This window comes from Aliiglaciecola aliphaticivorans (assembly GCF_054782055.1).
In genome coordinates, this window is record NZ_BAAGTF010000019.1 from 216,191 (window position 1) to 241,126 (window position 24,936).

Below are 24,936 nucleotides of genomic sequence, written 5' to 3' on the forward strand. Positions count from 1 at the left end.
GTGACGGAAAAAAATGTGACTGATAAAGAGACAGATGAAAACACCTTAAGTGACGAAGATATTGCCGCTTGGGAGTTGCCGATCTTAGAAGAAACATTTGATGCTAATGCCAACAAAACCAACGTATTTGATCGTAAGCGCACGTGGAAATATGAACCGCCAGAGGTAGAAGAAACGGTTTTACCGCCCACTGCTGAAGAAATAGAGCAAATACGAGAGTCCGCATACAAAGAAGGTTTTGAACAAGGTAAAAAGCAAGGTCATGAAGCCGGTTATGCAGAGGGTAAAGAACTTGGTTTACAAGAAGGCAAAGAGCAAGGGCTGAGCGAAGGATTAGAACAGGGCTTGGCTGAGGGCAAAGAGCAAGTTGAGTCGCACGTTGAGGTATGGCAGTCTTTAATGGAGCAATTACATCAACCCGTATCCCAAGTTGAAGACGAATTACAATCTGAATTAATCAAACTGGCCGTTTCTTTAGCCAAGTCAGTGATAAGAGCAGAAATACAAACCAATCCCGAAATCCTATTTAATGCTCTAAACGAGGGCTTAAAAGCACTGCCTATCCATGAATCTCAATATACCATCCACATGCATCCTGAAGATATAGAGCTGGTCAAAGAGCGTTTTTCTACTGAGCAAATAGAAAAAAATGCCTGGGTGTTTGTGGAAAATTCGAGTATGTCCAGAGGGGGTTGCGATATCAGCACGCAAACCAACGCAGTTGATACTTCGGTTGAACGACGAGTGAAAGACGTGCTTAACAAGTTTTTGCTAGAACAAGGACTTAGCGATATAGAAAGTGAGTCTTAAAGGATGTCGGAGAAGCTACTAGAGCGTATTAAATCATTGCAAAATCAAGTGCCTGAAGCCCATACTGTTGCTTCAGGTAAGCTGGTTCGCGGGATTGGCTTAACCTTAGAGGCTGTCGGTTGTCAAATGCCTGTGGGCAGCCAATGTTTAGTGCAAACCGTTGATGGACAAATTGAAGCGGAAGTTGTTGGGTTTGCCGAAAATATTACCTATCTAATGCCAACCGAAGCGGTAAAGGGGATCGTTCCAGGTTCCCGCGTAGAACCCCTTACCCGAGAGCCGGGGCTACCTGTTGGTATGTCTTTGTTAGGGCGAGTGGTGGATGGCAATGGGCAACCCTTGGATGGGTTAGGTGCCATTAAAGCTGAAAAACGCGTTTCATTGAGTAAACCCCCTATTAATCCTTTATCCCGTAAACCTATCTCTAATCCTCTAGATGTTGGCGTGCGTGCTATTAATTCGATGATCACCGTAGGTGAAGGGCAACGAATGGGCTTGTTTGCGGGAAGTGGCGTGGGTAAGAGTGTGTTGTTGGGAATGATGACCCGTGGCACCTCTGCCGATGTTGTCGTGGTAGGTTTGGTTGGCGAGCGTGGTCGAGAAGTAAAAGAATTTATACAAGACATTTTGGGTGATCAAGAAAGACAAAAATCAGTCGTTGTTGCCTCACCAGCAGATACGTCGCCCCTTATGCGCCTCAAAGGGTGTGAGACCGCAGTGGCGATAGCGGAATATTTTCAAGATAAAGGTTTGAATGTATTATTGTTAATCGACTCGTTGACCCGCTATGCAATGGCACAACGTGAGATTGCCTTAGCCGTTGGTGAACCTCCAGCTACTAAAGGTTATCCACCTTCCGTGTTTGCCAGACTACCCGCTTTAGTGGAAAGAGCCGGAAACGGAAAAGAGGGGCAAGGCTCGATTACGGCCTTTTATACTGTGTTAACCGAAGGGGATGATCTACAAGATCCCATCGCTGATTCTGCACGGGCTATTCTTGACGGACATATTGTATTGTCTAGAAATTTGGCAGAAGCAGGACACTATCCTGCCATAGATATTGAGTCGTCCATTAGCCGTGTGATGCCCATGGTTGTCAGTGATGAGCACCTAATGGCAAGTCGTCGTATCAAACAGGTATATTCCAATTATCAACAGAATAAAGATCTCATTAATATAGGCGCATACACTAAAGGAAGCGATCCTAGAATGGATTTAGCCATAGCTGCAGAGCCTGTTATTAATACTTTTCTACAACAGGGGATGAAGCAAATATTGCCTTATGACGAATGCCTCGAAGGGATGATGTCTTTGACAAAAGGGTTAGGTAACGGCTAATGGCAGAACGTCAACTAGAATTAGTGGCAAGGTGGGAAAAGGACAAAGAAGATCGTCTTGCTCAAGATTTTCAATTAGCTCAACAACATGCTGAGCTAAACAAGCAGAAATTGACTAGCTTGGAAGGTTATCGCTTGGACTATCTGCGTCAGACCCAAGTGAAAAGTGCCGATACCCTCAATATTGATAAATTTAACAAACTGCATTCCTTCATCGGCAAATTAGATAAAGCTTGTCAGCAACAAATGCAAGTACACAATCAGGCTGTTTTGGTCGCCGAACAACGAAAAGAGCTTTGGTTAGCCCAGCAGCGTAAACGCAAAGCTGTGGAAATGTTGTTGGATAAAAAACGTCAGGCAAGAGAAGTGAGAAATAATAAACTTGAACAGTTATTTATGGATGAGCTTTCCACCCAACGCTTTATCCGCAACCAATAAACATGCTTTTTTAACCCGTCTTTTCGAATAATAAATTTGCAGATTGGAACGCTCTTTGCTGTAGCCAGCTAATATGATTGGTTTACGTCATAAATCAATGCTGAAACGGGAATTAAAGATGCAAGATATTGCCACCACTAAATCAGAAATTGCCGCCTTGATGACTAAGGTGAATGATTATTCTGGCAACAATATTAGTCAACAGCTAGAGTTTCGCTCGTATTTAAAACAAGCTGATAAAGTGTATGGCCAGCCTGATGAGCCCCGTAAAAACCATATTGCTCAGGAAAATAGCAAAGCCAGTGAAGACACTCTGAAACAAGCCTTAACAGAAAAAAAGAAAGATAATTCGCGAGAATACGCTAAACCTGTTGAGCAAAAGTCAGCGGCTCAGACTCCTGAAACCACGACGGATGATTCTTCAGAAACTTCGGCTGGAAAAAAGACCCTAGATCCTGTCTCTCAAGAGCTTAATAAAACCACCAACGCTGATGTGGAAAAAGTAGCGTCGAAACACATTCAAAAAGAGCAAGGTGGAGAATTACAAAGCAGTAAAGAAGAGCTAGCGCGAGGTACTTCTGAGCATTCAATAAATGACGAAAAAGCCTTTACCACTGGTGAAGAACAAACTAATGAGCTACTTAATACAGTAAACTCTGGAAACGTTGGCGAAAGCGAAGAAGGGCTAAACGATTGGTTGCTATTACTAGAAAAAAGTATTGCCAAGGCTAGCAACACTAGTGAGCAACTGCCCAATGAAAAGGGCGACATCGAAGTTAGCGAAACCCACAACATTACTGGTGAGCAGGTTGAGTCCGATGGGGAGCTGGATTCAGAGTTAACCTTGTTTGAGCTATTGTCACAAAACGAAAATATTGAATTGCTAGATGAAAGTGCTGTTCAAGAAACCTCGACAGTAAATACTGACGTAGAGACTGACAGCCCCGAGTCAATAGCGCATAGTGTTCATCCCCAGACTGAAAGTACAGTGGACACTGAAGCTAGTAGTGAGGTTGCCAGCGAGTTGGCTAACAGTCTAACAACTGAGCAAGAAGCCGAACTCGCGCTGCACACTTTGAGCACCTTAATCACTGAGTTACAAGCCGCTGAGAGCACTTCTGAACAAAATACTGACACTACTGAAGTGCAGAGCGCCGATGAACTCATTACTCGTATTAGCGAGTTTTTAGAACAGCTCGATCCCGAGGTTATAGAAAGTCTACGAGAAAGGCTCACCCATGAGACTGAGTCTGTTGCCTTAGTCAACAATGTTCACCCAGTTGAAGACTCTGAAACAGAGAACGCCGTGATTGAAGACATGCAGTTGCTGCTTGGTTTGTTGAATGTTGCCAATGATCAAAGTGGTAAATCAACCAATGCCGATAACAGCGAAATGCATCAACAAGATGGCAATCCAAGTTTAAACGCGCAAGCACAGGTTAATGCTGTTACTGGAGAGCAGGAGATCCCCTTGTCTACGAAACCGTTAGACAAGAGTCTGGCGGTTTTACTCGATATACCTGCAGACAAACTAGATGCTGCGTTGACAAATCTTGCCAAACGTTTAGATATCAAACCCGCGACGAGTCAAGTTGATACTTCGCAGGCCACCCTTAAAACTGACTTTGTGAGTGCCCTAAAAAGTGGGATTGAAGAAGTAAAAGCACAACTGCAGCAAGGCCATCAGCCTGCAATCGATTTATCGGCATTAGTTAGTGATGCCGCCACTAAAGTGAACGCGATGCCCATAGTCCCAGAAGTATTGGATCATTCGGTCACGCGGTTTAATCAAAGCTTAGAATTAACCAGTCAATTAAACGCCAAAATAGAGCAGCTACAGCATAATTTTGCGTCCGAGAGAAATTTAGTCAAAGAAAACGTAAATCAGGCGCAACATTTGCAAACTAAACAAGGTCAGCAAATGGCGCAATTTGACAAAGCGGTAAATATTACTCGCAATGAAGGATTGCAGCAATTGACTGAAAAAGTGCGTTGGATGGCGAATCAAAATAACTTGCAAGCTGAGATTCGTTTAGATCCACCCGATTTGGGCGCAATGAAAGTACGCCTAAATATGTCTGGGGATACCGCTAGCGTGAATATTGTGGTGCAATCACAGCAGGCAAGAGACGTACTCGAGCAGGCTACGCCAAGACTTAAGGAACTCTTAGAGCAGCAAGGTATTGAACTTGGACAGTCTTCGGTGCAGCAAGAAAATAGCAATGACACGCAACAAGATTCAGAATATGTGGGCACTAATCAAGCTGATGAGAATATCCCCGGAGAGGAGACTCAGGTGATAGAACAACGAATTTCTAATGGCAGATTAGGCGGAATAGACTATTTTGTGTAATAGAAGTGCAATTGAACGACTAGAATCGTTTAGTTCAGGCAATTTATTGATACAATGCACAAACAGTCATACTAAACACAACTGAGAAGACAATGGCAGAAGAAGAATTACAAATGGAAGAAGGCGGCAAAGGTAAAATGATAATCATTATCATCGTAGCCCTTGTCCTCATCGGTGGCGGTGCCGCCGCATATTTTTTACTGGGTAGTTCAGATGAGCCTGATATGGCTGCTGAATCAGAAGTCGCGGAAGCTTCATCTGATGAAAGTGGGTCGATGTCTTCGGCGAATAAAGGAACAGCCTTATATGTCGCTATGCCACGTCCATTTGTATTTAACGTTCCTGGTCAGGGTAAAGACCGCCTTGCACAAATCAAAGTGCAATTAATGGTGCGTGGAACGGACAATGAAGAGATGGCGAAAATGCATGTGCCATTGATTGAAGGAACCTTATTAAAGGTATTCAGTAGTTCAAACGCAGATGATTTAGTCACAGAGGCTGGCAAGGTTGCCTTAAGGGATCAAGCCGGTAGAGAAGTACAAAAAGTGTTAAAAGAAACCGTTGGCAGTGAAGTGGTTGAGCAAGTGCTTTTCACTGGCTTTGTAATGCAATAATCGGTAAATGTTGATTTAAGCGAGCAAAACTTTGAGCGATTTATTATCACAAGACGAAATTGACGCGCTACTTCATGGTGTTGATGATGTTGAAGAAGAGGATACCGAAGATCTCGAATCTGATGGTTCGATGATTGAGTATGACTTTTCTTCCCAAGACCGCATTGTGCGTGGACGTATGCCCACCCTGGAAATTGTTAACGAGCGATTTGCAAGGCATATGCGGGTGAGCTTGTTTAATATGATGCGCCGTTCTGCCGAAGTATCTATCAACGGTATTCAAATGATTAAATTCGGTGAGTACATTCATACGTTATTTGTGCCTACCAGTTTGAATATGGTGCGTTTCAGACCCCTCAAAGGTACAGGCTTAATTACTATGGAAGCCCGATTGGTTTTCATTTTAGTCGACAACTTTTTTGGTGGTGATGGTCGTTATCATGCCAAAATTGAAGGACGTGAGTTTACGCCCACTGAACGCCGCATTACGCAAATGTTACTGAAATTGATATTTGAGGATTACAAAGAAGCATGGGCACCGGTCATGGATGTTTCGTTTGAGTATTTAGACTCAGAAGTTAATCCAGCAATGGCTAATATTGTCAGTCCAACTGAAGTGGTGGTCATTAGCTCATTCCATATTGAATTGGATGGCGGTGGTGGTGATTTCCACGTTTCTTTGCCGTACTCCATGTTAGAGCCCATTCGAGAGCTATTAGATGCGGGTGTGCAAAGCGACAAGGAAGATACGGATCTACGCTGGAGTAAAGCCCTTCGAGATGAAATTCTAGATGTAACCGTAGCTGTTTCAACCCATATGTTGGACGTGGATGTTTCCTTACAAAAAATAATGAATTTTGAACCAGGGGATATTATTCCCATTGAAATGCCCGAGACCATAACGGTTCTTATTGAAGACCTACCTACATTTAGGGCGAAATTAGGTCGTTCACGGGACAATATCGCGGTAAAAATTACCGAGAAAATTCCACGACCCACTTCAGTTAAATCTGAATTGCAATTATTAACGAAAGGCGGACGCCGAATAGATAGCGATGCTGAGCTTTCTATACTTGAAGAAGATTTATGAGCGTCTGCAACAACGAGGTAAAGAACAATGAGTGAAGATGATGCAATGGACGACTGGGCTGCAGCTATGGCTGAACAAGCTGAAGAAGAAGGTGCAGAGGGTAAAGCGGGTGATAAAGATAGTGAAGTGTCAGTAGCTGAGCTGGATGAACTATCTGAAGATGCCCCTATAACTCAAAAAGAAAAGAAAAAGCTCGATACCATCTTAGATATTCCTGTGACCATTTCCATGGAAGTGGGGCGCAGTCATATTAGTATCCGAAATTTATTACAATTGAACCAAGGATCCGTTGTTGAATTAGACCGAGTCGCCGGCGAACCACTTGATGTGTTAGTAAATGGCACGTTGATTGCTCATGGAGAGGTAGTGGTCGTCAACGATAAATTTGGGATTCGGTTAACGGATGTTATTAGTCAAATCGAGAGAATCAAAAAGCTCAGGTAATAAAAACTTATACAAATCATGGGTTTGGATGTCTCTGAGCCCATTTTTCATCCTTTCCAAAAGTGCTTTTGCACAAGTCGAAAGCCTTTCAAACCCCACCTCAGTAGTGTCAATTTTTCTATCATTATTGCTTGTGATCGTGATTGTGGTGGTGTTAGCCCTGTTAATGCGACGGTTTAACGTCACTGCAACGGGAAATGGTCAACTTCAGGTTGTGGCCTCTATGGTGGCTGGCACCCGTGAACGCATTATGGTCATCGAAGTGGGAGATGAACAGCATTTAGTGGGGGTTACGGCAACGAATATCAATCACTTAGCTAAGCTCGAACACGCTTTAGAAAAGCCCTCAAATTCCACATCAGATAGTTTTAAAGACAAGTTAACTCAAGCACTTGCCGGTAAAATTAACCCTAGTTTTGATAAAAACAATCAGCAAAAAAACGGACAAAACAATGATTAGATGTTTACTGGTGTTGTTGAGCGTCATTTTATTGGCTCCTGCTGATGCAATTGCGGCCCCGGGGGTGGATGCTCTCACTATCACTACAAATCCAGATGGTACACAAGACTATACCATGACCTTACAAGTGCTGGCGATTATGACTGCACTGAGTTTGTTGCCCGCATTTGTAATGATGATGACCTCGTTTACGCGAATTATTATTGTGCTGTCAATATTGCGTCAAGCCATAGGTCTGCAGCAGTCGCCTTCAAATCAAATATTAATTGGTGTGAGTTTGTTTTTATCGATGTTTATCATGGCGCCGGTCTTTGAGAAGATCAACGAAAATGCATTGCAACCTTACCTAAACGAAGAAATGACATCCTTAGAGGCGTATGAGCAAGCTAAGGTGCCAATGCGTGCCTTTATGTTGTCGCAAACTCGGATAAAAGATTTAGAAACCTTTGTTCAGTTAGGGGATATGCAAGGCCAGTTTGACGATCCATCTGAAGTCCCTATGAATGTGTTGATCCCTGCATTTGTAACCAGTGAGCTGAAAACGGCGTTCCAGATAGGGTTTATGTTGTTTATTCCGTTTCTTATTCTGGATTTAGTGGTGGCATCCATTTTAATGGCAATGGGGATGATGATGTTATCGCCGATGATCGTCTCTTTGCCCTTTAAGCTAATGTTATTTGTGTTAGTGGATGGTTGGAATCTAATTTTTGGCACCTTGGCAACAAGCTTTGGGTTAGGGTAGAGGAATACTAATATGTCACCAGAAGTCTTCGTCGAGATTCTAAAAGAAGCCTTACAAATGGTAATCTTATTGGTGTCGGCAATCATTTTGCCGAGCTTGTTTGTCGGCCTGATCGTTGCGGTTTTTCAAGCGGCCACTTCCATCAATGAACAAACCATGAGTTTTCTACCGCGGTTGATTGTGACCCTTTTAGCATTAAGTTGGGGTGGACATTGGCTAGTACAAAAGTTAATGGATTTCACTTTCAATATCGTTGAACGCATCCCAGAAGTCGTAGGTTAAGCTTTTGGAGTTTGCAGCTTCTACCATCACAAATTATATGGCAGACATGTTACTGCCCTTTATGCGTGTTTCTGGTTTGTTTGCCGCTATGATAGGCATTAGTGCGAAAACGGTTCCAACGCCAATCCGTACCTTACTAACGCTTTTCCTTACCTTATTAATTATGCCTGTAGTGCCACCTGTTGATATATCTGAAATATTTTCAGTGAGTACCTTTGTGTTAATTATTCAGCAGTTAATTATTGGTTTAGCAATTGGATTTATTTCAGCAATGATGCTGGATACCTTTGTCATTGCCGGACAAGTTGTTGCAATGCAAACCGGTCTTGGATTTGCCTCAATTGTTGACCCAGTCAATGGGATTAATGTGCCTGCGGTAGGTCAATTTTATTTGATTTTAGCCACATTACTGTTTTGGGCGCTGGACGGGCATCTAGCAATGATCCGCATGGTAGTTATGAGTTTTCAGGCATTTCCAATCGGTGAGGCCTGGTTTCAACCAGAACAATTTAAAGAAATTGCCCATTGGGCAAGTTGGATGTTTGTGGCGGCGGTAACTCTCTCATTAGCGCCCATTGTATCGTTGTTATTGGTGAACTTGGCATTCGGTGTGATGACTAAGGCTGCGCCCCAATTAAACATTTTTAGTATTGGTTTTGCCATTGCGCAAATTATGGGTTTACTGATTATTTGGTTAACCATGGATAACTTCACCCACCATTTCGAATTACAGTGGCAAAGAGCCCAGCAGTTAATGTGTAATTTGTTGCAAGTCTGCGCGACTTAAGGAAAGCATAGATGGCTGACTCAAGTGAAAAAACAGAAGACCCCACGGCAAAAAAGAAAAGTGACACCCGAAGAAAGGGTCAAATAGCCCGATCCCGTGAGTTATCAACCACTTTAGTCTTGGTGGGCAGTGCGATCGCGTTTTTATTAATTGGCGAAAGAATTGCCAGTGCTTTGTTTCAAGTAATGCAACGTACTTTCAAGCTTTCCAGAGATGAAAGCTACGATTTCAACCATATGTTTCAAGCATGGGGATATGCATTTGAAACCATCAGTGTTCCAGTTTTGTTTTTTCTGTTAATCGCCATGATTGCCGGTATTTACGGCAGTATTGCTTTAGGTGGGTATAACTTTACTTGGCAATCAGCCAAACCTAAAGCGAATAAAATCAATCCATTAGCTGGTTTTAAACGCATGTTTGGAGTCAATGGTTTAGTGGAGTTACTAAAAGCAATTGCCAAGTTTGTCGTGGTCGCATCGGCGGCTTATATTGCTTTCATTGTTTTTCAAGATGAAGCGTTGCATTTGGATATGGAGTTATATCCGCGCAATCTTTTTCATGCTATGGATCTGTTGGCTTGGGCATTTTTATTCTTATGCTGTGCGTTAATTCCTATTGCTGCTTTTGATGTACCTTTTCAAACTTGGAAGCATGACAAAGAAATGAAGATGACCAAACAAGAGGTCAAAGACGAACGCAAAAACTCAGAGGGTGATCCGCTGGTTAAAAGCAGAATCAGAAAGCTTCAATATCAAGCCGCGGCGAAACGTATGATGCAAGAAGTGCCAAAAGCCGACGTAATAGTGACTAACCCCACCCACTATTCAGTAGCATTAAAATACGATAAAAATGGCACTACGGCACCTATTATGGTGGCTAAGGGGACCGATGAACTAGCTATGCACATACGTAAAATAGCAGGGGCTCACGGCATTCCTATTATTTCTTCACCACCATTGGCACGGGCTATATTCCACACAACGGAAGCAAATAACGAAATTCCCGAGAAATTGTTTATGGCGGTGGCACAAGTGTTAGCTTACGTGTACCAAGTTAAATCCTTCAAGAGCGGCAAAGGAAAACGACCTTCACCACTTAGCAAGAATTTACCGATACCAGAAGATATGCGTTATTAAAAACTGTCGCGAAGCGTTCTTAGACTGAAGTTTTCTTAGACTGCCAAATGCTTGTGAATTGATAGAGGCTATTCATCATTGTCAGCCGCCCGGATACGGGCTAAACGTTCTTCTTCTTCAGCGAACGCGGCTTTTATTTCTTCTAGCACGTTATCCACATCGGCAGCACTGTGATCAAATTCAAACTGCCCAGTTAATTCGGTTTCTGGGGTTAACTCGCCCGCTTCAAACAATGCCCACATTTCTTCTGCATAATGAGTGTGATGTAGTTCTGGAGCAAATTCCCCGTAATAATCCGTCATATTGCGCACGTCGCGTTGCAGCATACTAAAGGCATTGTTATTTGCCGCAGCGTTGACAGCCTGAGGCAAGTCAATAATCACTGGGCCATAATCATCAACTAACACATTAAACTCCGATAAATCCCCATGGACTAAACCTGAGCATAACATCAGCATCACGTAAAACATGACCTGAGCATGATCTTCTAAGGCTTGCTGTTTAGACATGGAAACATCGTTTAAACGAGGGGCAACTTCACCATTTTCTGTGGTGACTAGTTCCATCAGTAACACGCCATCATAACAACCAAAGGGTTGGGGCACTCGTACTCCGGCTTTAGAAAGGGTAAAAAGGGCGTCAACTTCAGCGTTTTGCCAGGCATCTTCCAATTGTTTGCGACCAAACTTAGAACCTTTTTCCATGGCCCTAGCGCGGCGACTATTTTTTACCTTGCGGCCCTCTTGATACTGCGCGGCTTTTTTGAAGCTGCGTTGCATCACTTCTTTGTACACTTTGGCGCAACGGATCTCGCCTTGGCTTTTTACCACAAATACGGTGGCTTCTTTACCGCTCATAAGCTGGTAAAGCACTTCGTCAATCAGTCCGTCTTCGACTAGTGGTTGTAAACGTTTTGGAATTTTCATGGCGCGTTTATACAGTACTCACATCCGTTTTTAAATAGCTGGTGGATGAATTCTCTGATTTTAATTTAAGCAAACCGGGGTTTTTAACCATTAATTTAAGGTCACGTTATGACTCAATTTCCTTAACTCTGCCGACTTGACCATCTTCTAAACGCACTTTGATGCCGTGTGGATGATTCGGTGATTTGGTTAGTATGGCTGAAACGACTCCTTGGGTAAGATTACCGCTGCGCTGATCTTGTTTCAGTACAATTGCAACACTGCTGCCAATTCTAATATTAGAACGTTTAGTACCGTCCATTCCCGTCTCCTTTTAAACTAGTTCTGGTGTTTGTAAGCAGTTAAAACTTCGTCAATAAAGCCTAACCAAATATCATTAGGTTGCCAGATTGCTAACATGTCTTGTCTAGCCGCTTTTTCAGGTTTGTGTAATTGCGTTACTTGGTACAGGTAGGTAAATACTGAACCTCGCATATTGACGCGGCAATGGGTGAGGGTAACCCCGTCACTTGCGGTAAATTCTTGCATAACCCTAACGTATTCTTGAAAGTTTTCTAAGGTGGGGTTTTCCCATTCCACCGCAATATTATGATAATTCAAATTTATATTATCCATGAGTGCTTGGTGCTGAGTTCTGTCATCAGGAATGAGATCTACAACGTTGCTTAAACCTAAGGTTTGTAAACGTTGTAAATGCTCTTTGCTGGGCAAACCCGAGCTCACCATCTTCTCATTGTTCACCTGATAGTTTTTTAGTTCAGGTAGAGGGATATCAAGGGAACTTTCAGAGGCGAAGGCACTAAACATAAAACAACCCATTAACAGTATTACAGACGCAATGATCTTCACGACACTTCCCTAAATAATTTATTGGAGTTTGATTCTTTCGCACCCAGTAAAAAATACTTTTTAGTTACCGGAGCAACTTAGTTACAATGACATACAATAAACAAAGATAAAAGTTGTACTCAGGTAATTATGCGTCTTCATGACATTAATAAAGTTCTCTATCGCAAACGCTTAAATCGAATCATTGTGGCCTGTATCATCGCCTTAGCTGCCGGCAGTTTAGCTATTTCCCAACTACTCATTTTGCTATTTCCAGACGAAAGTGGCAGTCATTTTCATTGGAATTTTATCGGGGTTTTAGTCACTGCAATTAGCATCGGCTTGCTATTGAATAAATACCGCTATTCGGAGTTTATGACTGAAGTGGTTTATGTATGGGAACTGAAAAAAGCGCTGAATAAAATCAATCGTAAAATGCCCCAAATTAAGCTGGCTGCTCAACAGGGCAATGTTGATGCCTTGATTACCTTGCAATACTGCTACGCAGGCTCTCGGCAACTTTGGCAACTCGATGACAATACCATTACTATGGAAGAGTTAGCGATTCATCAAGCAGAACTCGACGGCTTAGCAACACAATATAATTTACGCTTAAATGCGAATGATTATGATGAGGGAATGTTGAAAAAATTCTAATGGGAACTCTTGGCTAATGGAATATCAACTGAAGATAACCTTTGAAAAGCGAATAAGATTATCTTCAGCTAAACCTATAGCGTTTGCGATTACTAAGCACTAAAACGTAGTGTTTTTTGTAGCTTTTCTTTCATTTTACCCACTGACTTGTCATGTTCACCTACCACAATGACATTGGCTTGATGACTGGTAAACATTTGCCCCTTCAAATGATGGCCTGAAAAGTTTTCTTCGCTGTGCATATCATTGGTTTGAGGTACCACAAACACAGTTACCTTTTCTCCATCTTCAGATTCCAAAACCAAATGGAAACTGCGAACGTTGTCGAATACACAAAAGTTAGCATAATAAATCCGCCCGACTTTCTGAGTGAACTCAGCACCTAGATTTGCTAACTGTACATTGACATTATCTAGGGAAAAGTCGCCGTTCACTTGTAATGCGTACCCATTGCCTTCTTGAGTAACGTGGGCTAACGCATGTTCGCCTAAATCAATCCCTTGTGGTTGCTGAAACAGACTAAAACTAATACCAATAACAAAGGCTACTGATGCGGCCACCGCTAAATGTATGCGACTCTTAGCTCGCTGAGTTTTAACCACTTCTGTCGATTGTTTTAAAATCAACTTTTCAGCTAGGTTATCAGGGACAGCAATGCTGGCAGCTTTAGCAATTGATTCATCTAGCTGTTTAACATCGTTCCAAAACTGTTGTTTTTTAGCATCTTCTTGAGCTGCTTGTATTACTTCTTCATCAGCACAATTAGGGTCTGCGTAAATGGTACGACGGAATGTCAAATCATCCATTTTTATAACCTCTACTGTTATTTGATTTCTCTAACGCTTCTTTTAATTGACTACGTGCTCTAAACAATCTAGTCATTACCGTATTTTTATTAAGATTTAATTGCTTAGCAATTTCGTCTCCGCTATACCCATACATAACTTGAAGTATAAGGGGCTCACGATATTCTTCGTTTAAATCTGCCATTAGCAATCTGAGTTCCTGATACTCAATTTCTAATTCGTTGGACAAATTATCTCCTTCCAAAGTCACATCATCCATATCGACTAAATCAAATTGTTTACGTTCAAATCTTCGTGCATTTTCACGACGCAATATGGTAATTAACCAAGACTTTGCGGCTTTCTCATCTTTTAATGAATCCAGCGATTTCCAAGCTCGTAAAAACGTCTCCTGAACGATATCCTCTGCCACAGCTTTATCTTTAACTAACCAGTAAGCGTACCGAAATATATCGGCATGCAAGCTATGCACTAAGGTCTCGTATCGTTTTTGTTTTACTACCACATCTTCAGAGACCGAGTCATTGGCAGATTGCTTTCGAAAAAACATAAGTTCTTAAACCTTTTTTATTAAGTTTATGATTAGTATAAGAATTAAATTTATAAAATGCTTACTGTAAATCTAGACTATCATGTTAGCGATTGATAGGGCCATAGACATTAAAAAATCCGGTGGATACCGGATTTTTCAACAAATACTATAGGTAGGTAGTCAATTTATTGCTGACTTGTTACCCAAGCGTTTATCTTATCTTCTAAGATATTAAGGGGCACAGGGCCGTCTTTTAAGATTTCATCATGAAATCCTCGTATATCAAATTTGTCGCCAAGGGTTTGTTGCGCATAAGCACGCAGTTCCATGATTTTTAATTTACCTATCATATAAGCGGTGGCCTGACCCGGCATGGCAATATAACGTTCAATTGCTTTTACGGAGTCACCCTCGGGATTGGGTGTATTTTCAACCAAATACTGTATGGCTTTTTCACGACTCCATTTTTGCGAATGAATACCGGTATCTACCACTAGACGGCACGCTCTCCAGAGTTCCATGGCTAAACGTCCAAAGTCAGAATACGGATCTTGATAGAATCCCATATCTTTGGCTAATTCTTCGGAATATAAGCCCCAACCTTCAGTATATGCAGTGAAAGACACATATTTTTGGAATTCAGGGATGCCTTCTAATTCTTGGGCAATTGCACGTTGCATATGATGGCCAGGAATACCTTCATGATAGGCTAAAGCTTCCATTTGGTAGGTTGGCATATCTTTCATATTGTACAGGTTCGCGTAGTAACTCCCTGGTCGTGAGCCATCTTTAGAAGGGCTTTGATAAAATGCTTTGCCCGCAGATTTTTCGCGGAAAGGTTCAACGCGCTTCACTATCATTTCCGCTTGTGGCATTAATCCAAAATATTCTGGGATTGTATTTTTCATTTCGTTGATTAGGGCAGTGGCATCAGCTAGATACTGTTCACGGCCAGTATCATCATTGGCGTAGTAGAATTGATCACTGGTACGCATGAAAGTGAAGAAGTCCTGCAGTGAGCCATCAAAATTCACTTTATCCATAATTTCTTGCATCAAACCGTGGATACGCTCCACATGCTTAAGACCTATATCGTGAACTTCCTGGGCACTGAGGTCGGTAGTGGTAAACCAAGCCAAACGATTGTCATACCATTTATCTCCATCGGGTAAGCGCCAAACGCCATCTCCCTCGGGAGATAAGTCACGTTGAATTTCTAGCTCGCTAATAAGTGCTTGGTAAGCAGGTAAAACAGATTCTTGTAATGCATCTCTAGCTTGTTTTTTCAGACCTGTCTTCTCGGCGTTGGAAATATCTAACGCTGCTAGCTTCTCTTGAAAATCTTTCCATATGGTGGAGTCTTCTGCTGATTCGATAAATGGGTTACCGCTAATCACATTTTGCGATGCCTGAATCATTTGATCATAAGACCATTTCGGTGGAAAAACCCCTAACTCTTGTCTAATTTTTAGTTGCTCTATTACTTGCGCAAATAATTCATCTACTTTATCCAAGCGAGATATATAGGCTTGAGCATCTTCAAGATTACCTACTCTGTGAATGTTCACCAAAAAACTCGGTACTACAGTATGAAAGGCGCGAAACTGATCCATTATATAAGTGTGATGCCTAAACTTGTCATTTTCCAACCGACGTTGAATATCGACTTTGGCAATTTCCAAGCTCATTTTTTCTTGTTGACTAAGTTGCTCTGGATCAAATTCTTCTAAGTCTTTTAGCCTTTGCTGCATAATGGCGATATCTGTATCAGCGGCTTGGTCTGAAATGTCGTCCCATTTACCGTAATCCCACTTATAACCCAAATAGCTTTGTGACATCGGCGAGCGTTTTAAATCTGCTTCGAACATATCTGCAAAAAAGGCTGCGAGCCTTTCTGATTCACTGAGATTGACTTGTTCAGTTAGCTGTTTTTCGACCTGGGTTTGCGTGTCTGATGTGACCTTTGGCGCAGGTTCTGAGCAAGCAATAAGTCCGAGTGAAATTAGGCTTAAAGGAATAAATTTTTGTAATGTTTTCATGATGTAGTTTTCCTGGCGTTATGGCGCAATCCCTTAGGAAGCATAAAGGGGATGCAACGAAGGCGCATTCTTCTTATTTTTTATTATTTTTTGACGTATAGTCGTTAGCGCAGTTGATAGGGTATCACTTTTCCACTGTTTGTCACCTTGGGCATATTGGCTAGCGAACATTGTCTTCAATTCTTCTTGTAGATCTGAGTTTGTTATAGCATTTTCATCCAGTATTGTTGCGCCATAAGTTTCTGTCACGCTAGACTGCCATTTTAATAATGCTGGATATATTTCATTTGATTTGTGTCTCTTCAAGGCGGCTTTCAGTAACTTCCAGTTTTCTGACTCAGACTCGTTGGTACTCAGAGTTTGTTGGTTAGCATGTGAGATTGATTTTGGACGGCGGGTAAACCACCATAGCGCTAAGGTCAATAACCAAATTACCAGTAAAACCCAGCTGCTGATACTCCAAATAGATTTTTCGGTGACGGTGACAATTTGGGGTTCCAGTGGCCCGCTTGCGGGACTGTCAATACTGGGAGGCGACTGAGTTTCTATTAATGGGTTTTGCGCTTCAGGTAACGAATTACCTTGATTCGAAGGCGCCGAGCTTGCCACTTCTATGCTACGAGCCGGTAACTCTGCGTATTCGGTTTGCTTAGTAAGCGTATTAAACCAAGCCACTTTTACTGGGGGTAATACAAAGTTTCCCGCTCGGTTAGGAATGATTGCAATATTTTCAACACGTTGCGCAATCACGTTATCATCTCTCGTTACCGACGCGGTTGTTGCTTGATCAGGATATACCTTAAAGTTAGGTGGGTATTGGCCAGCAATTTCCGGTAATTGTTGTTCAGAAACACCTAATACCGATAAGGTTAGGGTGCGGGTAATAGGTTCACCTACTTTAGCTTGCGATAAGTCGGGCTGCCATTCTTCATTTAACTGCACAAATTCGCTGGGTAACCAATGTCCGTCAAAATCTGATGGAATGGATTGAACATCTAAAACTATATCTGGAGCCACACGGTTAATAGGTCTGGTTTGATTAAAATAACTAAAACTATTTTGACTGCGATCAATTACTTCGGCTTCGAATAAGGGACCTTTTATTTTGACTTGCCCACTAGTTTGCGGAATTACCGCGTAATTGCGTTCGATTATGCGATACCGCTGACCATCGACAATTTCAGAGTAATCTTTATCTTTCCCAATAAGACTAATATCTGCGTTGTCCAACGTAGGTTCAGATAAACTTCCCCGTTGTAAACTGGTGGCAAGGTGAATTTTTACCTTATATTTCACCATTTGTTGTACATAAGGTTGGCCAACATCGACTTCGGCAGTAATAAAGGCTTCCCGTGCCTTACTATTGCTTGCCGCTGAAACAGGAATGACTCTAACGGTTATGGGTTGTGTCGACTTCCCGCCTACATTAAAAGCCGGAATGGTGAAGGTGCCTTCTTGGCGAGGGATTAAAATAGTTGTCCAAGTTGTCGAGCGGGTGGTATCAAAATTGACGACACGTGTTTGACTGCTTACCGATGTCCGACCAACAACGAAATCTTCTTCCAACACGCTAGGATCAAAATCTGCGTTGTTAGCAGAACCAAAAGCGACCACTGTCAGAACAATAGATTCATCCGCCATCGCTGGGTTTTTATCTACACTGGCGGTGACACTATCAACTTGAGCAAACACGCTAGATACCTTGATTAAGCTAAACACTAACAAGGTAAATAAAAGGGTTTTTCGGGTGAACAATTTAACTAACATGTTACCAATTCCTCTTCGACTGGCTTGGCGTGCGTTGACGACGTCGTTGTTGATTTTCCAATTGCATTTTGCGCTTTAACAGAAAAGACGGATCATCGGGGACGCGATTTAATAAGTTTTGTAATCTCTGCATTTCCTCACGCTCTTCATCCGTCATGCTTTCTTCTGCTTGCTGAAGTTGTTCAGCGGTTTGTTGCTGTTCAGTGTCTTGCTCTTGTTCAGATTCTTGTTGCTCTGATTGTGGATTCTGCTGTGAATCATTTTGCTCAGAATCACTTTGTTGTGGATCTTGTTGCTTCTGATCAGAGTCTTGTTCATTCTGCGATTGCTGTTGTTCTTGGTTTTGTTGATCCTGCTGAGATTCCTGATTTTGCTGATCTTGGCTTTGTTGATCCTGTTGAGACTGCTGATCTTGCTGATTTTGACTGTCTTGTTGTTCAGACTGTTGATCGTCTGATTGTTGATTTTCAGAGTCGTCACTTTGTTGATCTTGCTGTTGTTGTTGCTCTTGCTCTTGTTGTTCTTGCTGTTCTTTTAGCTGCTCAAGAATTTCCTTGTTCTTTAGTGCTTCCGGGTGCTCTGGTTGCAGCTTTAAAACATCTTCGTACCGTTTTATGGCTTCGTCGAGCTCCCCAAGCTGGGCTAATGCATTCCCTTGATTGTAAAGAGCCTGAGGCCCTTCAGCTTGTGAAAATGCATCCAATGCTGCTTGATAATTGCCTTGTTTGTAAAGGGCGGCACCTTGCCACATAGGACTTGCAAACTCTTTTGCAGCTTGTTCATACTGTTCTTGCTGCAGTGCTTCCAAACCTCTTTGGTCGCTGTTTTTAAACCAATCTTGCCAACCCTCAGCAAATGCCGGTTGAGGCACTAACGAGCTGCCCACTAGCATAACAACAAAGACAGTCAGGTAACCGCGTCGAAATGCAAAAGCTGCAAGGGGCAATAGGAGCAATAATAAATATGGACCGGCTTCTTGCCATTCATCGCCAAATTGTTCACTGTCATCTTTGTTCGATGCGGTTTCGCGATTAATTAAACTTTGTTGGGTTAAATATTGAATATCACTGTCATTGGCCGAAATAGCATAAAATTTACCACCGCTTTTGCGGGCTAAACCTGACAACATTTGTGCGTCCATTTTAGGTACCACAATAGCGCCTCTATTATCTTTTAAAAAATCACCATCAAGTAATTGAATAGGCGCGCCTTGGGCCGTGCCTACTCCCAATATGGAAATTCGATAGGGTAAACTTTCAATGTAACTATTGAGTTCAGCGAGTTGAGAAACTTCCACACCGTCAGTGATCCAAAAAATTTCGCCTTCTAAAAATCCTGCATTTTTCAATAAATCGGCTGCCATTTTAAGGCCCAAATAGGGTTCACTACCTGCAACCGGCATTATTTCCGGTGTTAGACTTGGCAGTAAGGTGGTCAAGTTCTGGGCATCTGAGCTTAATGGGCTGATGGTGAACGCATCACCGGCATAAGCGACCAATCCTACATCACCTTCTGAGATTTCATTAATTAAGTCTATGGCTTTGTATTTTGCCCGGGTTAATCTGTCAGGCTTTAAATCTGTGGCACGCATAGACATGGACATATCTAAAACCACGGCTTTTCCTGCACTGAGCTGAAACACTGGCTGAGGAAGTCGTTCCCAAGTAGGACCGGCCAAGGCGGTAACCGCAATAATCCACCCCAACGCCACTAGACTCAATGGAGGGCGTCTTTGGCGATTGCCTTTTTCTGCAATAAGGTGTTGATATAGGTGACTGGCCACTACTGACTGCCAACCAGATTGACGTCTATGTATGTTCATCAATAGTACGAGTAACAACAGCAATGGAATTAATCCAAAAAACCATTCAGGTCGCAAAAAATGGAAGCTATTCCAATCTATCATTGTTGCCTCCTAAATAGACGCTGGTTTATCCACGGCAAAACGCTTTTCAGGCCAATTAGAGCACTAAGAATAAGCGCCAGCATTAACGGGTAGAAGTACAGTGCTTGTAATGGACGCATTTGTCGATTGTCTCTTTCAATCGGCTCTAAGGCATCTAAAATGCTATAAATTTGTTGCAAAGATTGCGTGTCTTTGGCTCTAAAGTATTGGCCACCGGTTGATTCTGCCAATTCAGTTAGCATTTTTTCATCTAGATCTCTTGATGGGTTAGTTTGACGTTGTCCAAAAAATCCTTGGGTAATCATCGAGTCTGCACCCACACCTATGGTATACACAGTGACATCATTATTGATGGCCAATTCATTGGCCTGAGCGGGCGTAATATTGCCCGCGGTGTTTTGGCCATCGGTCAACAAAATAATGACTTTGTTAGACTCTTCTTTACTCGCAAAACGTTTTATCGAAAGTCCAATGGCATCGCCAATTGCAGTTTGCTCGCCTACTAAGCCAATCTGACTCTCTAGGAGCAGTTGCTCAACGGTTTTTCGATCATAGGTGAGGGGAGCTTGTAAATATGCCGTGTCAGCAAACAAGATTAAACCAAGTCGATCGCCAACACGGCGTTCAATAAAATCACTCAATACGCTTTTAATCATAATTAAACGATTGACGCGGCGACCATTCACCACCATATCTTCTTGATTCATACTGCCAGATAGATCTACCGCTAACATGAGATCTCGTCCCTGGGAGGGAATATTAACTGGCTCACCCAACCACTGAGGACGTGCAGCTGCAAGAACTAATGCAATCCAAGCCAACGTCGCTAATAGCAAATTAAACCGATTAGGGCCGGTTTTTCTGCTGTTTGTTTGTATATTCGCAGTTAACGCTGGCACACGTAACGCGGCCCCTTGCTGTCTTTCTTTTTTAGGCAGTAATAACACTAATAACGGAAGGGGTAATGCAAACAATACCCACCACCAAGCAAACTCAAACATTTGCCGCCTCCTTCAAATCAGCAGAGAGATTTGTTTTGCGCTTTGGTGGTAACCCCGAAGATAACCATACCTTTGCAGTTGAGAAAGCTTGTTCTGCACTGATTGAGGGGGCATCCTGATACAATGAATTAACTAGTCCTTGCAGCTGCGACTCAAGACGTTGTTGCTGTTTGGGTGATAATTGAGAAATTAAAAATGCGCTCCATTGTGGGCCGTGCAAAGGCGCAATGTAGTCTGCTGGAAAGTAACTTAAGGCTGCGCGTTTTAGCACAATGTTAATTTGCGAAATTGCTTTTTTCTGCTTTAAGTCGATAGCCGATAGCTCCGCAAGGGCGGCCTTTTTCGCCTGACGATTAAGCATGTAGCGTCGCGTGGCATAAACAATAGCCATTACAGCGATTAAAACGAAAATAGCGGATATCCACCATCCCCAAGCGAGGGGCCATATGCTCACCTCTTGAGGAAGCTGAATGTCGGCTAACTGATCTAGTGGATTCATGCATTATCTCCACGTTTTCCAACTAGCTGTTGTTCGATAGGACTGGCAGCACTAACATTTAATAACTGGGTTTTGCTTTGCTGCAATATACGGGATATTTGTTCAAACTGACGTTGATGTGAACGATGGTATTGTTGAGAAACCGTTTTTTCTCCCAGCACTAAGGTTTGTTGATCAAATCCGTCGGTAATCTCAACCGTTTGTGAATTGGTAACCTTAGGTAAATCATGTTCAAAGGGATCGGTTATTGAGTATGCAATCACTTCACTGTGTCTTGAGATGCGGCTTAAGTGCTGTTTTGCCCCTTCATTTAGGTTTTGGAAATCACTGAGAACGAATACTAAGCTACCCGGATGAACGAGTCTTCGCAAACGGGCGCAAGCATCAGAGAATTGAAAACTTCCAGGCTCTAAGTCATTGGGCTGATGAACCTCAACTAAGCCGTGAAGCAGGCCTAATACCGCTTTTTTCCGGGTTAGCGGCTTGAACTCCCGATGTTGATGTTGGTTAAAAACCAAACCACCAATTCGGTCTCCACGATTAGTAGCTGACCACGCAATAAGGGCAGCTAAATGGGCTGCTTGTACTGATTTGTAAAATAATTGGGTACCGAAGTGCATACTCGGAGAAAGATCTGCCAAGATAAAAATAGGTCGTTCTTTTTCTTCTCGGTATAGCTTTGTATGGGTTTTGCCAGAACGGGCCGTCACTCGCCAATCGATGGCTCTAATGTCATCTCCGGGTTGGTAGTGGCGCGCTTCATCAAATTCCATCCCGCGCCCTTTGGTTTTCGCTAAGTAGCTACCAGCCAACTTTGATTGAATGGTTTTACGGGGCGCTAAATTAAGTAAGCTCGTTTTTTTCTGGTAATACAATAGCTGCTTGATGTTGAGGGAAACACCATCAGCATTTAACCGAGTTAACCAGTTTGATACATCTTGCATAGGGTAAAACCTATGGTACTGGAACAAGTGTTAAAATGCGGTCCAGCAGCTGATTTGCATCAATTCCTTCAGCTTCGGCTTCATAACTTAGCAAAATTCTATGGCGTAAAACATTGTGGAATACCGCACGAATATTGTCAGGACCTACAAAATCTCGTCCCATTAACCAAGCATGCGCTCTAGCACACTTATCTAACGCAATCGTTGCTCTTGGACTAGCACCAAATTCGATCCACGTCGCCAGTTGCGGATCATATTTTTCGGGCGTGCGTGTGGCTATGATCAGTTCAACTATGTAATTTTCTAGTGCCTCATCTAAATGAATTTGCAGTACCTCTTTGCGCGCAGCAAAAATATCCGCTTTATTCATAATCTCAGCATTAACGCTTTGGCTACCAAGGGCTTCGCCGCGGGTTAAGCGTAAAATTTCTAACTCAGTTTCTGCTCCAGGGTAATCAATTTCCAAATGCATCAAGAAACGGTCAAGCTGAGCTTCTGGCAATGGATACGTTCCCTCTTGCTCGATGGGATTCTGTGTGGCCATAACTAGAAATAGGTCTGACAGCGGATAGGTTTTGTTACCCACAGTGATTTGTTTTTCTGCCATGGCTTCTAATAACGCGGATTGTACTTTCGCTGGCGCACGATTGATTTCATCTGCAAGCACTAGGTTATGGAACAAAGGCCCTTTTTGAAAAACGAATTCGCCCGTCTCAGGACGATAGATATCTGTACCTGTTAAATCGGCAGGAAGCAGATCTGGCGTAAATTGTACGCGGTGAAAATTTCCTTCGACACCCTGGGCTAACGCGTTAACTGCACGCGTTTTAGCGAGTCCAGGAGGACCTTCAACCAACAGATGTCCATTTGCCAACAAAGCAATCATTATATTGTGGGTTAGGTTGTTTTGTCCGATGACTTGCGAATCTAAATACGCTTGTAGTCGTTTGAATTGTTCAACTGCCATTAATTTGTCCTAACTAGGATGAATAAAGGATAAAATTTGATAAATGCGATCTGCATTTTGCGCTACATACTGACACATCTTTTTATATAAGGTTCCCTTTTCGAAATACAATGTTACAAATCAGATAAATAGGAATGAATCTATGCGAAAAGTTAATTTCTTAACTAGAATTTGAATTTTATCTAACACTCTGTACAATTGCTTTATATTTTACAGGTCAGACCACTCTGGCTAGCATAAAACGAGGACAAACAATGTCAGCAAAACAAACAGTTACTACCCGCAGTGGCGACAGGATTGCCATAGTCGCGGGACTACGCACACCTTTTGCGAAAATGGCGACGTATTTTCACGGCGTGCCCGCTGTTGATTTGGGGAAGTTAGTCGTAAATGAAATGATGACCCGAAATAACCTAGACGCTAATTTGGTTGAGCAATTAGTATACGGTCAAGTTGTGCAAATGCCAGAAGCGCCGAACATTGCTCGAGAGATCGTGTTGGGCACAGGAATGAACGTTCACACAGATGCATATTCAGTTTCCAGAGCATGTGCCACTAGCTTCCAAGCCACTGTTAATATCGCTGAATCTATGATGGCTGGCAATATAGCTGTTGGTATAGCGGGTGGAGCCGATTCTACTTCGGTGTCGCCAATTGGTGTGTCTAAAAACTTAGCGAGAGCCCTAACAGACCTGCAAAAAACCAAGACACTTGGACAAAAGTGGAATGTGTTTAAAAAGCTCGGTTTTAAAGACTTATTGCCCGTTCCGCCCGCCGTTGCCGAATATTCCACGGGATTATCCATGGGACAAACCGCAGAGCAAATGGCCAAAACCCACAATATTTCACGGCAGGATCAAGATGCCCTTGCTCACCGGTCTCATTCGCTTGCTGCGAAGAGCTGGAATGAAGGAAATTTAGCCGATGAAGTTATGACAGCTTACGCAGAACCCTATAAAGGAGCTCTGGAGAAAGACAATAATGTGAGGTTTGACTCCACCTTAGAAGGTTACGCCAAGCTTCGCCCCTTTTTTGATAAGAAGCACGGAACTGTCACCGCGGCAAATGCCACGCCATTAACCGATGGGGCTTCTGCCATCGTTATGATGACTGAAAGTCGCGCAAAAGAATTAGGTTATACACCACTGGGTTTCATTCGCAGTTATGCATTTTCTGCCATAGATGTGTGGGAAGATATGCTGATGGGGCCGTCTTATGCTTCGCCTATCGCATTAGATAGAGCTGGAATGAGCTTAAATGACCTAACCTTGATTGAAATGCATGAAGCCTTCGCTGCGCAAACATTGGCGAACCTTAAAATGTTTGCAAGTGACAAATTTGCACAAGAAAAGTTAGGCCGAAGCAAGGCTACGGGTGAAATTGATATGGATAAATTTAATCAAATGGGAAGTTCAATTGCTTATGGGCACCCATTTGCAGCAACAGGCACGCGGATGATTACCCAAATGTTGAATGACCTCAACCGCAAAGGTGGTGGAGCTGGTTTAGTGACGGCATGTGCTGCTGGCGGACTGGGTGCCGCTATGATTGTTGAAACAGAGTAAGGGGAA

Annotated in this window: 26 protein-coding genes; 14 read left to right on the forward strand and 12 right to left on the reverse strand. The window is 42.6% G+C overall.

Features of this window, described 5'->3' with window-relative positions; all coding sequences use genetic code 11:
* From fliH to flhB, 12 genes are all read left to right on the forward strand, one after another.
* Nucleotides 1-810, forward strand: a complete 810-nt coding sequence (gene fliH / locus ACYVIL_RS11290; protein ID WP_460312501.1) for a flagellar assembly protein FliH — start codon at nt 1-3, stop codon at nt 808-810.
* Nucleotides 811-813: 3 nt separating this feature from the next.
* Nucleotides 814-2,148 carry a flagellar protein export ATPase FliI gene (gene fliI / locus ACYVIL_RS11295; RefSeq protein WP_303470186.1) on the forward strand — a complete coding sequence of 445 codons (1,335 nt, stop codon included), beginning with the start codon at nt 814-816 and terminating at the stop codon, nt 2,146-2,148.
* Entirely contained in the window at nt 2,148-2,585 is a 438-nt protein-coding gene (fliJ, locus tag ACYVIL_RS11300) for a flagellar export protein FliJ (protein ID WP_303470184.1), read from the forward strand. The genes fliI and fliJ overlap by 1 nt, the downstream gene beginning before the upstream one ends.
* Before the next feature lie 118 nt (nt 2,586-2,703).
* Nucleotides 2,704-4,938, forward strand: coding sequence for a flagellar hook-length control protein FliK (locus ACYVIL_RS11305; RefSeq protein ID WP_460312502.1), 2,235 nt, complete (start codon nt 2,704-2,706; stop codon nt 4,936-4,938).
* A gap of 92 nt (nt 4,939-5,030) precedes the next feature.
* Nucleotides 5,031-5,552 (forward strand): flagellar basal body-associated protein FliL, encoded by a 522-nt coding sequence (fliL, locus tag ACYVIL_RS11310; protein ID WP_460312503.1) that lies wholly within the window; start codon nt 5,031-5,033, stop codon nt 5,550-5,552.
* A 31-nt stretch (nt 5,553-5,583) separates the two neighbouring features.
* Nucleotides 5,584-6,642 carry a flagellar motor switch protein FliM gene (gene fliM / locus ACYVIL_RS11315; protein WP_303470178.1) on the forward strand — a complete coding sequence of 353 codons (1,059 nt, stop codon included), beginning with the start codon at nt 5,584-5,586 and terminating at the stop codon, nt 6,640-6,642.
* Nucleotides 6,643-6,669: 27 nt separating this feature from the next.
* Nucleotides 6,670-7,086, forward strand: coding sequence for a flagellar motor switch protein FliN (gene fliN / locus ACYVIL_RS11320; RefSeq protein WP_303470176.1), 417 nt, complete (start codon nt 6,670-6,672; stop codon nt 7,084-7,086).
* A 28-nt stretch (nt 7,087-7,114) separates the two neighbouring features.
* Complete coding sequence (gene fliO, locus ACYVIL_RS11325; RefSeq protein WP_460312504.1) at nt 7,115-7,546, forward strand: flagellar biosynthetic protein FliO; 432 nt, start codon at nt 7,115-7,117, stop codon at nt 7,544-7,546.
* Nucleotides 7,539-8,288, forward strand: a complete 750-nt coding sequence (fliP, locus tag ACYVIL_RS11330) for a flagellar type III secretion system pore protein FliP (RefSeq protein ID WP_460312505.1) — start codon at nt 7,539-7,541, stop codon at nt 8,286-8,288. Before fliO ends, fliP begins: the two co-directional genes overlap by 8 nt.
* Before the next feature lie 12 nt (nt 8,289-8,300).
* Nucleotides 8,301-8,570, forward strand: a complete 270-nt coding sequence (fliQ, locus tag ACYVIL_RS11335) for a flagellar biosynthesis protein FliQ (protein WP_303470170.1) — start codon at nt 8,301-8,303, stop codon at nt 8,568-8,570.
* Nucleotides 8,571-8,574: 4 nt separating this feature from the next.
* Nucleotides 8,575-9,357: a flagellar biosynthetic protein FliR gene (gene fliR / locus ACYVIL_RS11340; RefSeq protein ID WP_303470168.1), complete on the forward strand. Its 783-nt coding sequence runs from the start codon at nt 8,575-8,577 to the stop codon at nt 9,355-9,357.
* 11 nt (nt 9,358-9,368) lie between these two features.
* Nucleotides 9,369-10,493 (forward strand): flagellar biosynthesis protein FlhB, encoded by a 1,125-nt coding sequence (gene flhB / locus ACYVIL_RS11345; protein WP_460312506.1) that lies wholly within the window; start codon nt 9,369-9,371, stop codon nt 10,491-10,493.
* A gap of 68 nt (nt 10,494-10,561) precedes the next feature.
* Here flhB and ACYVIL_RS11350 read toward each other — a convergent pair whose 3' ends face one another.
* The 3 genes from ACYVIL_RS11350 to ACYVIL_RS11360 all read right to left on the reverse strand — a co-directional run bounded on the left by ACYVIL_RS11350 (nt 10,562) and on the right by ACYVIL_RS11360 (nt 12,268).
* Nucleotides 10,562-11,419: a PA4780 family RIO1-like protein kinase gene (locus ACYVIL_RS11350; protein ID WP_303470164.1), complete on the reverse strand. Its 858-nt coding sequence runs from the start codon at nt 11,417-11,419 to the stop codon at nt 10,562-10,564.
* A 106-nt stretch (nt 11,420-11,525) separates the two neighbouring features.
* Nucleotides 11,526-11,720 carry a YwbE family protein gene (locus ACYVIL_RS11355; RefSeq protein WP_303470162.1) on the reverse strand — a complete coding sequence of 65 codons (195 nt, stop codon included), beginning with the start codon at nt 11,718-11,720 and terminating at the stop codon, nt 11,526-11,528.
* A gap of 17 nt (nt 11,721-11,737) precedes the next feature.
* Nucleotides 11,738-12,268, reverse strand: coding sequence for a protein tyrosine phosphatase family protein (locus ACYVIL_RS11360; RefSeq protein ID WP_460312507.1), 531 nt, complete (start codon nt 12,266-12,268; stop codon nt 11,738-11,740).
* Nucleotides 12,269-12,397: 129 nt separating this feature from the next.
* On the opposite strand from ACYVIL_RS11360, the gene ACYVIL_RS11365 reads away from it, so the two are divergent.
* On the forward strand, nt 12,398-12,904 hold the full coding sequence (locus tag ACYVIL_RS11365) for a DUF3087 domain-containing protein (protein ID WP_460312508.1): 507 nt from the start codon (nt 12,398-12,400) through the stop codon (nt 12,902-12,904).
* A 92-nt stretch (nt 12,905-12,996) separates the two neighbouring features.
* Here the strand turns inward: ACYVIL_RS11365 and ACYVIL_RS11370 are convergent, their stop codons facing one another.
* The 9 genes from ACYVIL_RS11370 to ACYVIL_RS11410 form a co-directional block, all read right to left on the reverse strand.
* Complete coding sequence (locus ACYVIL_RS11370) at nt 12,997-13,710, reverse strand: DUF3379 family protein (protein ID WP_460312509.1); 714 nt, start codon at nt 13,708-13,710, stop codon at nt 12,997-12,999.
* Complete coding sequence (locus ACYVIL_RS11375; RefSeq protein WP_303470152.1) at nt 13,703-14,260, reverse strand: sigma-70 family RNA polymerase sigma factor; 558 nt, start codon at nt 14,258-14,260, stop codon at nt 13,703-13,705. Before ACYVIL_RS11375 ends, ACYVIL_RS11370 begins: the two co-directional genes overlap by 8 nt.
* A gap of 167 nt (nt 14,261-14,427) precedes the next feature.
* Entirely contained in the window at nt 14,428-16,281 is a 1,854-nt protein-coding gene (locus tag ACYVIL_RS11380; protein WP_460312510.1) for a DUF885 domain-containing protein, read from the reverse strand.
* A 33-nt stretch (nt 16,282-16,314) separates the two neighbouring features.
* Nucleotides 16,315-18,048 carry a BatD family protein gene (locus ACYVIL_RS11385; protein WP_460312511.1) on the reverse strand — a complete coding sequence of 578 codons (1,734 nt, stop codon included), beginning with the start codon at nt 18,046-18,048 and terminating at the stop codon, nt 16,315-16,317.
* Between the two features lies 1 nt (nt 18,049).
* Entirely contained in the window at nt 18,050-19,954 is a 1,905-nt protein-coding gene (locus ACYVIL_RS11390; protein ID WP_460312512.1) for a vWA domain-containing protein, read from the reverse strand.
* Complete coding sequence (locus tag ACYVIL_RS11395) at nt 19,951-20,955, reverse strand: vWA domain-containing protein (RefSeq protein ID WP_303470143.1); 1,005 nt, start codon at nt 20,953-20,955, stop codon at nt 19,951-19,953. The genes ACYVIL_RS11390 and ACYVIL_RS11395 overlap by 4 nt, the downstream gene beginning before the upstream one ends.
* Nucleotides 20,948-21,454, reverse strand: coding sequence for a DUF4381 domain-containing protein (locus ACYVIL_RS11400; protein WP_460312513.1), 507 nt, complete (start codon nt 21,452-21,454; stop codon nt 20,948-20,950). Before ACYVIL_RS11400 ends, ACYVIL_RS11395 begins: the two co-directional genes overlap by 8 nt.
* Nucleotides 21,451-22,398: a DUF58 domain-containing protein gene (locus ACYVIL_RS11405; RefSeq protein ID WP_460312514.1), complete on the reverse strand. Its 948-nt coding sequence runs from the start codon at nt 22,396-22,398 to the stop codon at nt 21,451-21,453. Before ACYVIL_RS11405 ends, ACYVIL_RS11400 begins: the two co-directional genes overlap by 4 nt.
* A gap of 10 nt (nt 22,399-22,408) precedes the next feature.
* A complete protein-coding gene (locus ACYVIL_RS11410) occupies nt 22,409-23,365 on the reverse strand; it encodes an AAA family ATPase (protein ID WP_460312515.1) in 957 nt (318 codons plus the stop codon).
* Nucleotides 23,366-23,619: 254 nt separating this feature from the next.
* Here ACYVIL_RS11410 and fadI point away from each other — a divergent pair, with 254 nt between their 5' ends.
* The gene (gene fadI, locus ACYVIL_RS11415) at nt 23,620-24,930 is read left to right on the forward strand and encodes an acetyl-CoA C-acyltransferase FadI (protein ID WP_460312516.1); all 1,311 of its coding nucleotides are present in this window, start codon (nt 23,620-23,622) and stop codon (nt 24,928-24,930) included.
* Nucleotides 24,931-24,936: the final 6 nt, after the last annotated feature.

Coding starts and splice junctions, on each gene's coding strand:
- fliI (WP_303470186.1), top strand. CDS start 814: ATGTCGGAGAAGCTACTAGAGCGTATTAAATCATTGCAAAATCAAGTG.
- fliJ (WP_303470184.1), top strand. CDS start 2,148: ATGGCAGAACGTCAACTAGAATTAGTGGCAAGGTGGGAAAAGGACAAA.
- ACYVIL_RS11305 (WP_460312502.1), top strand. CDS start 2,704: ATGCAAGATATTGCCACCACTAAATCAGAAATTGCCGCCTTGATGACT.
- fliL (WP_460312503.1), top strand. CDS start 5,031: ATGGCAGAAGAAGAATTACAAATGGAAGAAGGCGGCAAAGGTAAAATG.
- fliN (WP_303470176.1), top strand. CDS start 6,670: ATGAGTGAAGATGATGCAATGGACGACTGGGCTGCAGCTATGGCTGAA.
- fliO (WP_460312504.1), top strand. CDS start 7,115: ATGTCTCTGAGCCCATTTTTCATCCTTTCCAAAAGTGCTTTTGCACAA.
- fliP (WP_460312505.1), top strand. CDS start 7,539: ATGATTAGATGTTTACTGGTGTTGTTGAGCGTCATTTTATTGGCTCCT.
- fliQ (WP_303470170.1), top strand. CDS start 8,301: ATGTCACCAGAAGTCTTCGTCGAGATTCTAAAAGAAGCCTTACAAATG.
- flhB (WP_460312506.1), top strand. CDS start 9,369: ATGGCTGACTCAAGTGAAAAAACAGAAGACCCCACGGCAAAAAAGAAA.
- ACYVIL_RS11350 (WP_303470164.1), bottom strand. CDS start 11,419: ATGAAAATTCCAAAACGTTTACAACCACTAGTCGAAGACGGACTGATT.
- ACYVIL_RS11355 (WP_303470162.1), bottom strand. CDS start 11,720: ATGGACGGTACTAAACGTTCTAATATTAGAATTGGCAGCAGTGTTGCA.
- ACYVIL_RS11365 (WP_460312508.1), top strand. CDS start 12,398: ATGCGTCTTCATGACATTAATAAAGTTCTCTATCGCAAACGCTTAAAT.
- ACYVIL_RS11370 (WP_460312509.1), bottom strand. CDS start 13,710: ATGGATGATTTGACATTCCGTCGTACCATTTACGCAGACCCTAATTGT.
- ACYVIL_RS11375 (WP_303470152.1), bottom strand. CDS start 14,260: ATGTTTTTTCGAAAGCAATCTGCCAATGACTCGGTCTCTGAAGATGTG.
- ACYVIL_RS11380 (WP_460312510.1), bottom strand. CDS start 16,281: ATGAAAACATTACAAAAATTTATTCCTTTAAGCCTAATTTCACTCGGA.
- ACYVIL_RS11385 (WP_460312511.1), bottom strand. CDS start 18,048: ATGTTAGTTAAATTGTTCACCCGAAAAACCCTTTTATTTACCTTGTTA.
- ACYVIL_RS11390 (WP_460312512.1), bottom strand. CDS start 19,954: ATGATAGATTGGAATAGCTTCCATTTTTTGCGACCTGAATGGTTTTTT.
- ACYVIL_RS11395 (WP_303470143.1), bottom strand. CDS start 20,955: ATGTTTGAGTTTGCTTGGTGGTGGGTATTGTTTGCATTACCCCTTCCG.
- ACYVIL_RS11400 (WP_460312513.1), bottom strand. CDS start 21,454: ATGAATCCACTAGATCAGTTAGCCGACATTCAGCTTCCTCAAGAGGTG.
- ACYVIL_RS11405 (WP_460312514.1), bottom strand. CDS start 22,398: ATGCAAGATGTATCAAACTGGTTAACTCGGTTAAATGCTGATGGTGTT.
- ACYVIL_RS11410 (WP_460312515.1), bottom strand. CDS start 23,365: ATGGCAGTTGAACAATTCAAACGACTACAAGCGTATTTAGATTCGCAA.
- fadI (WP_460312516.1), top strand. CDS start 23,620: ATGTCAGCAAAACAAACAGTTACTACCCGCAGTGGCGACAGGATTGCC.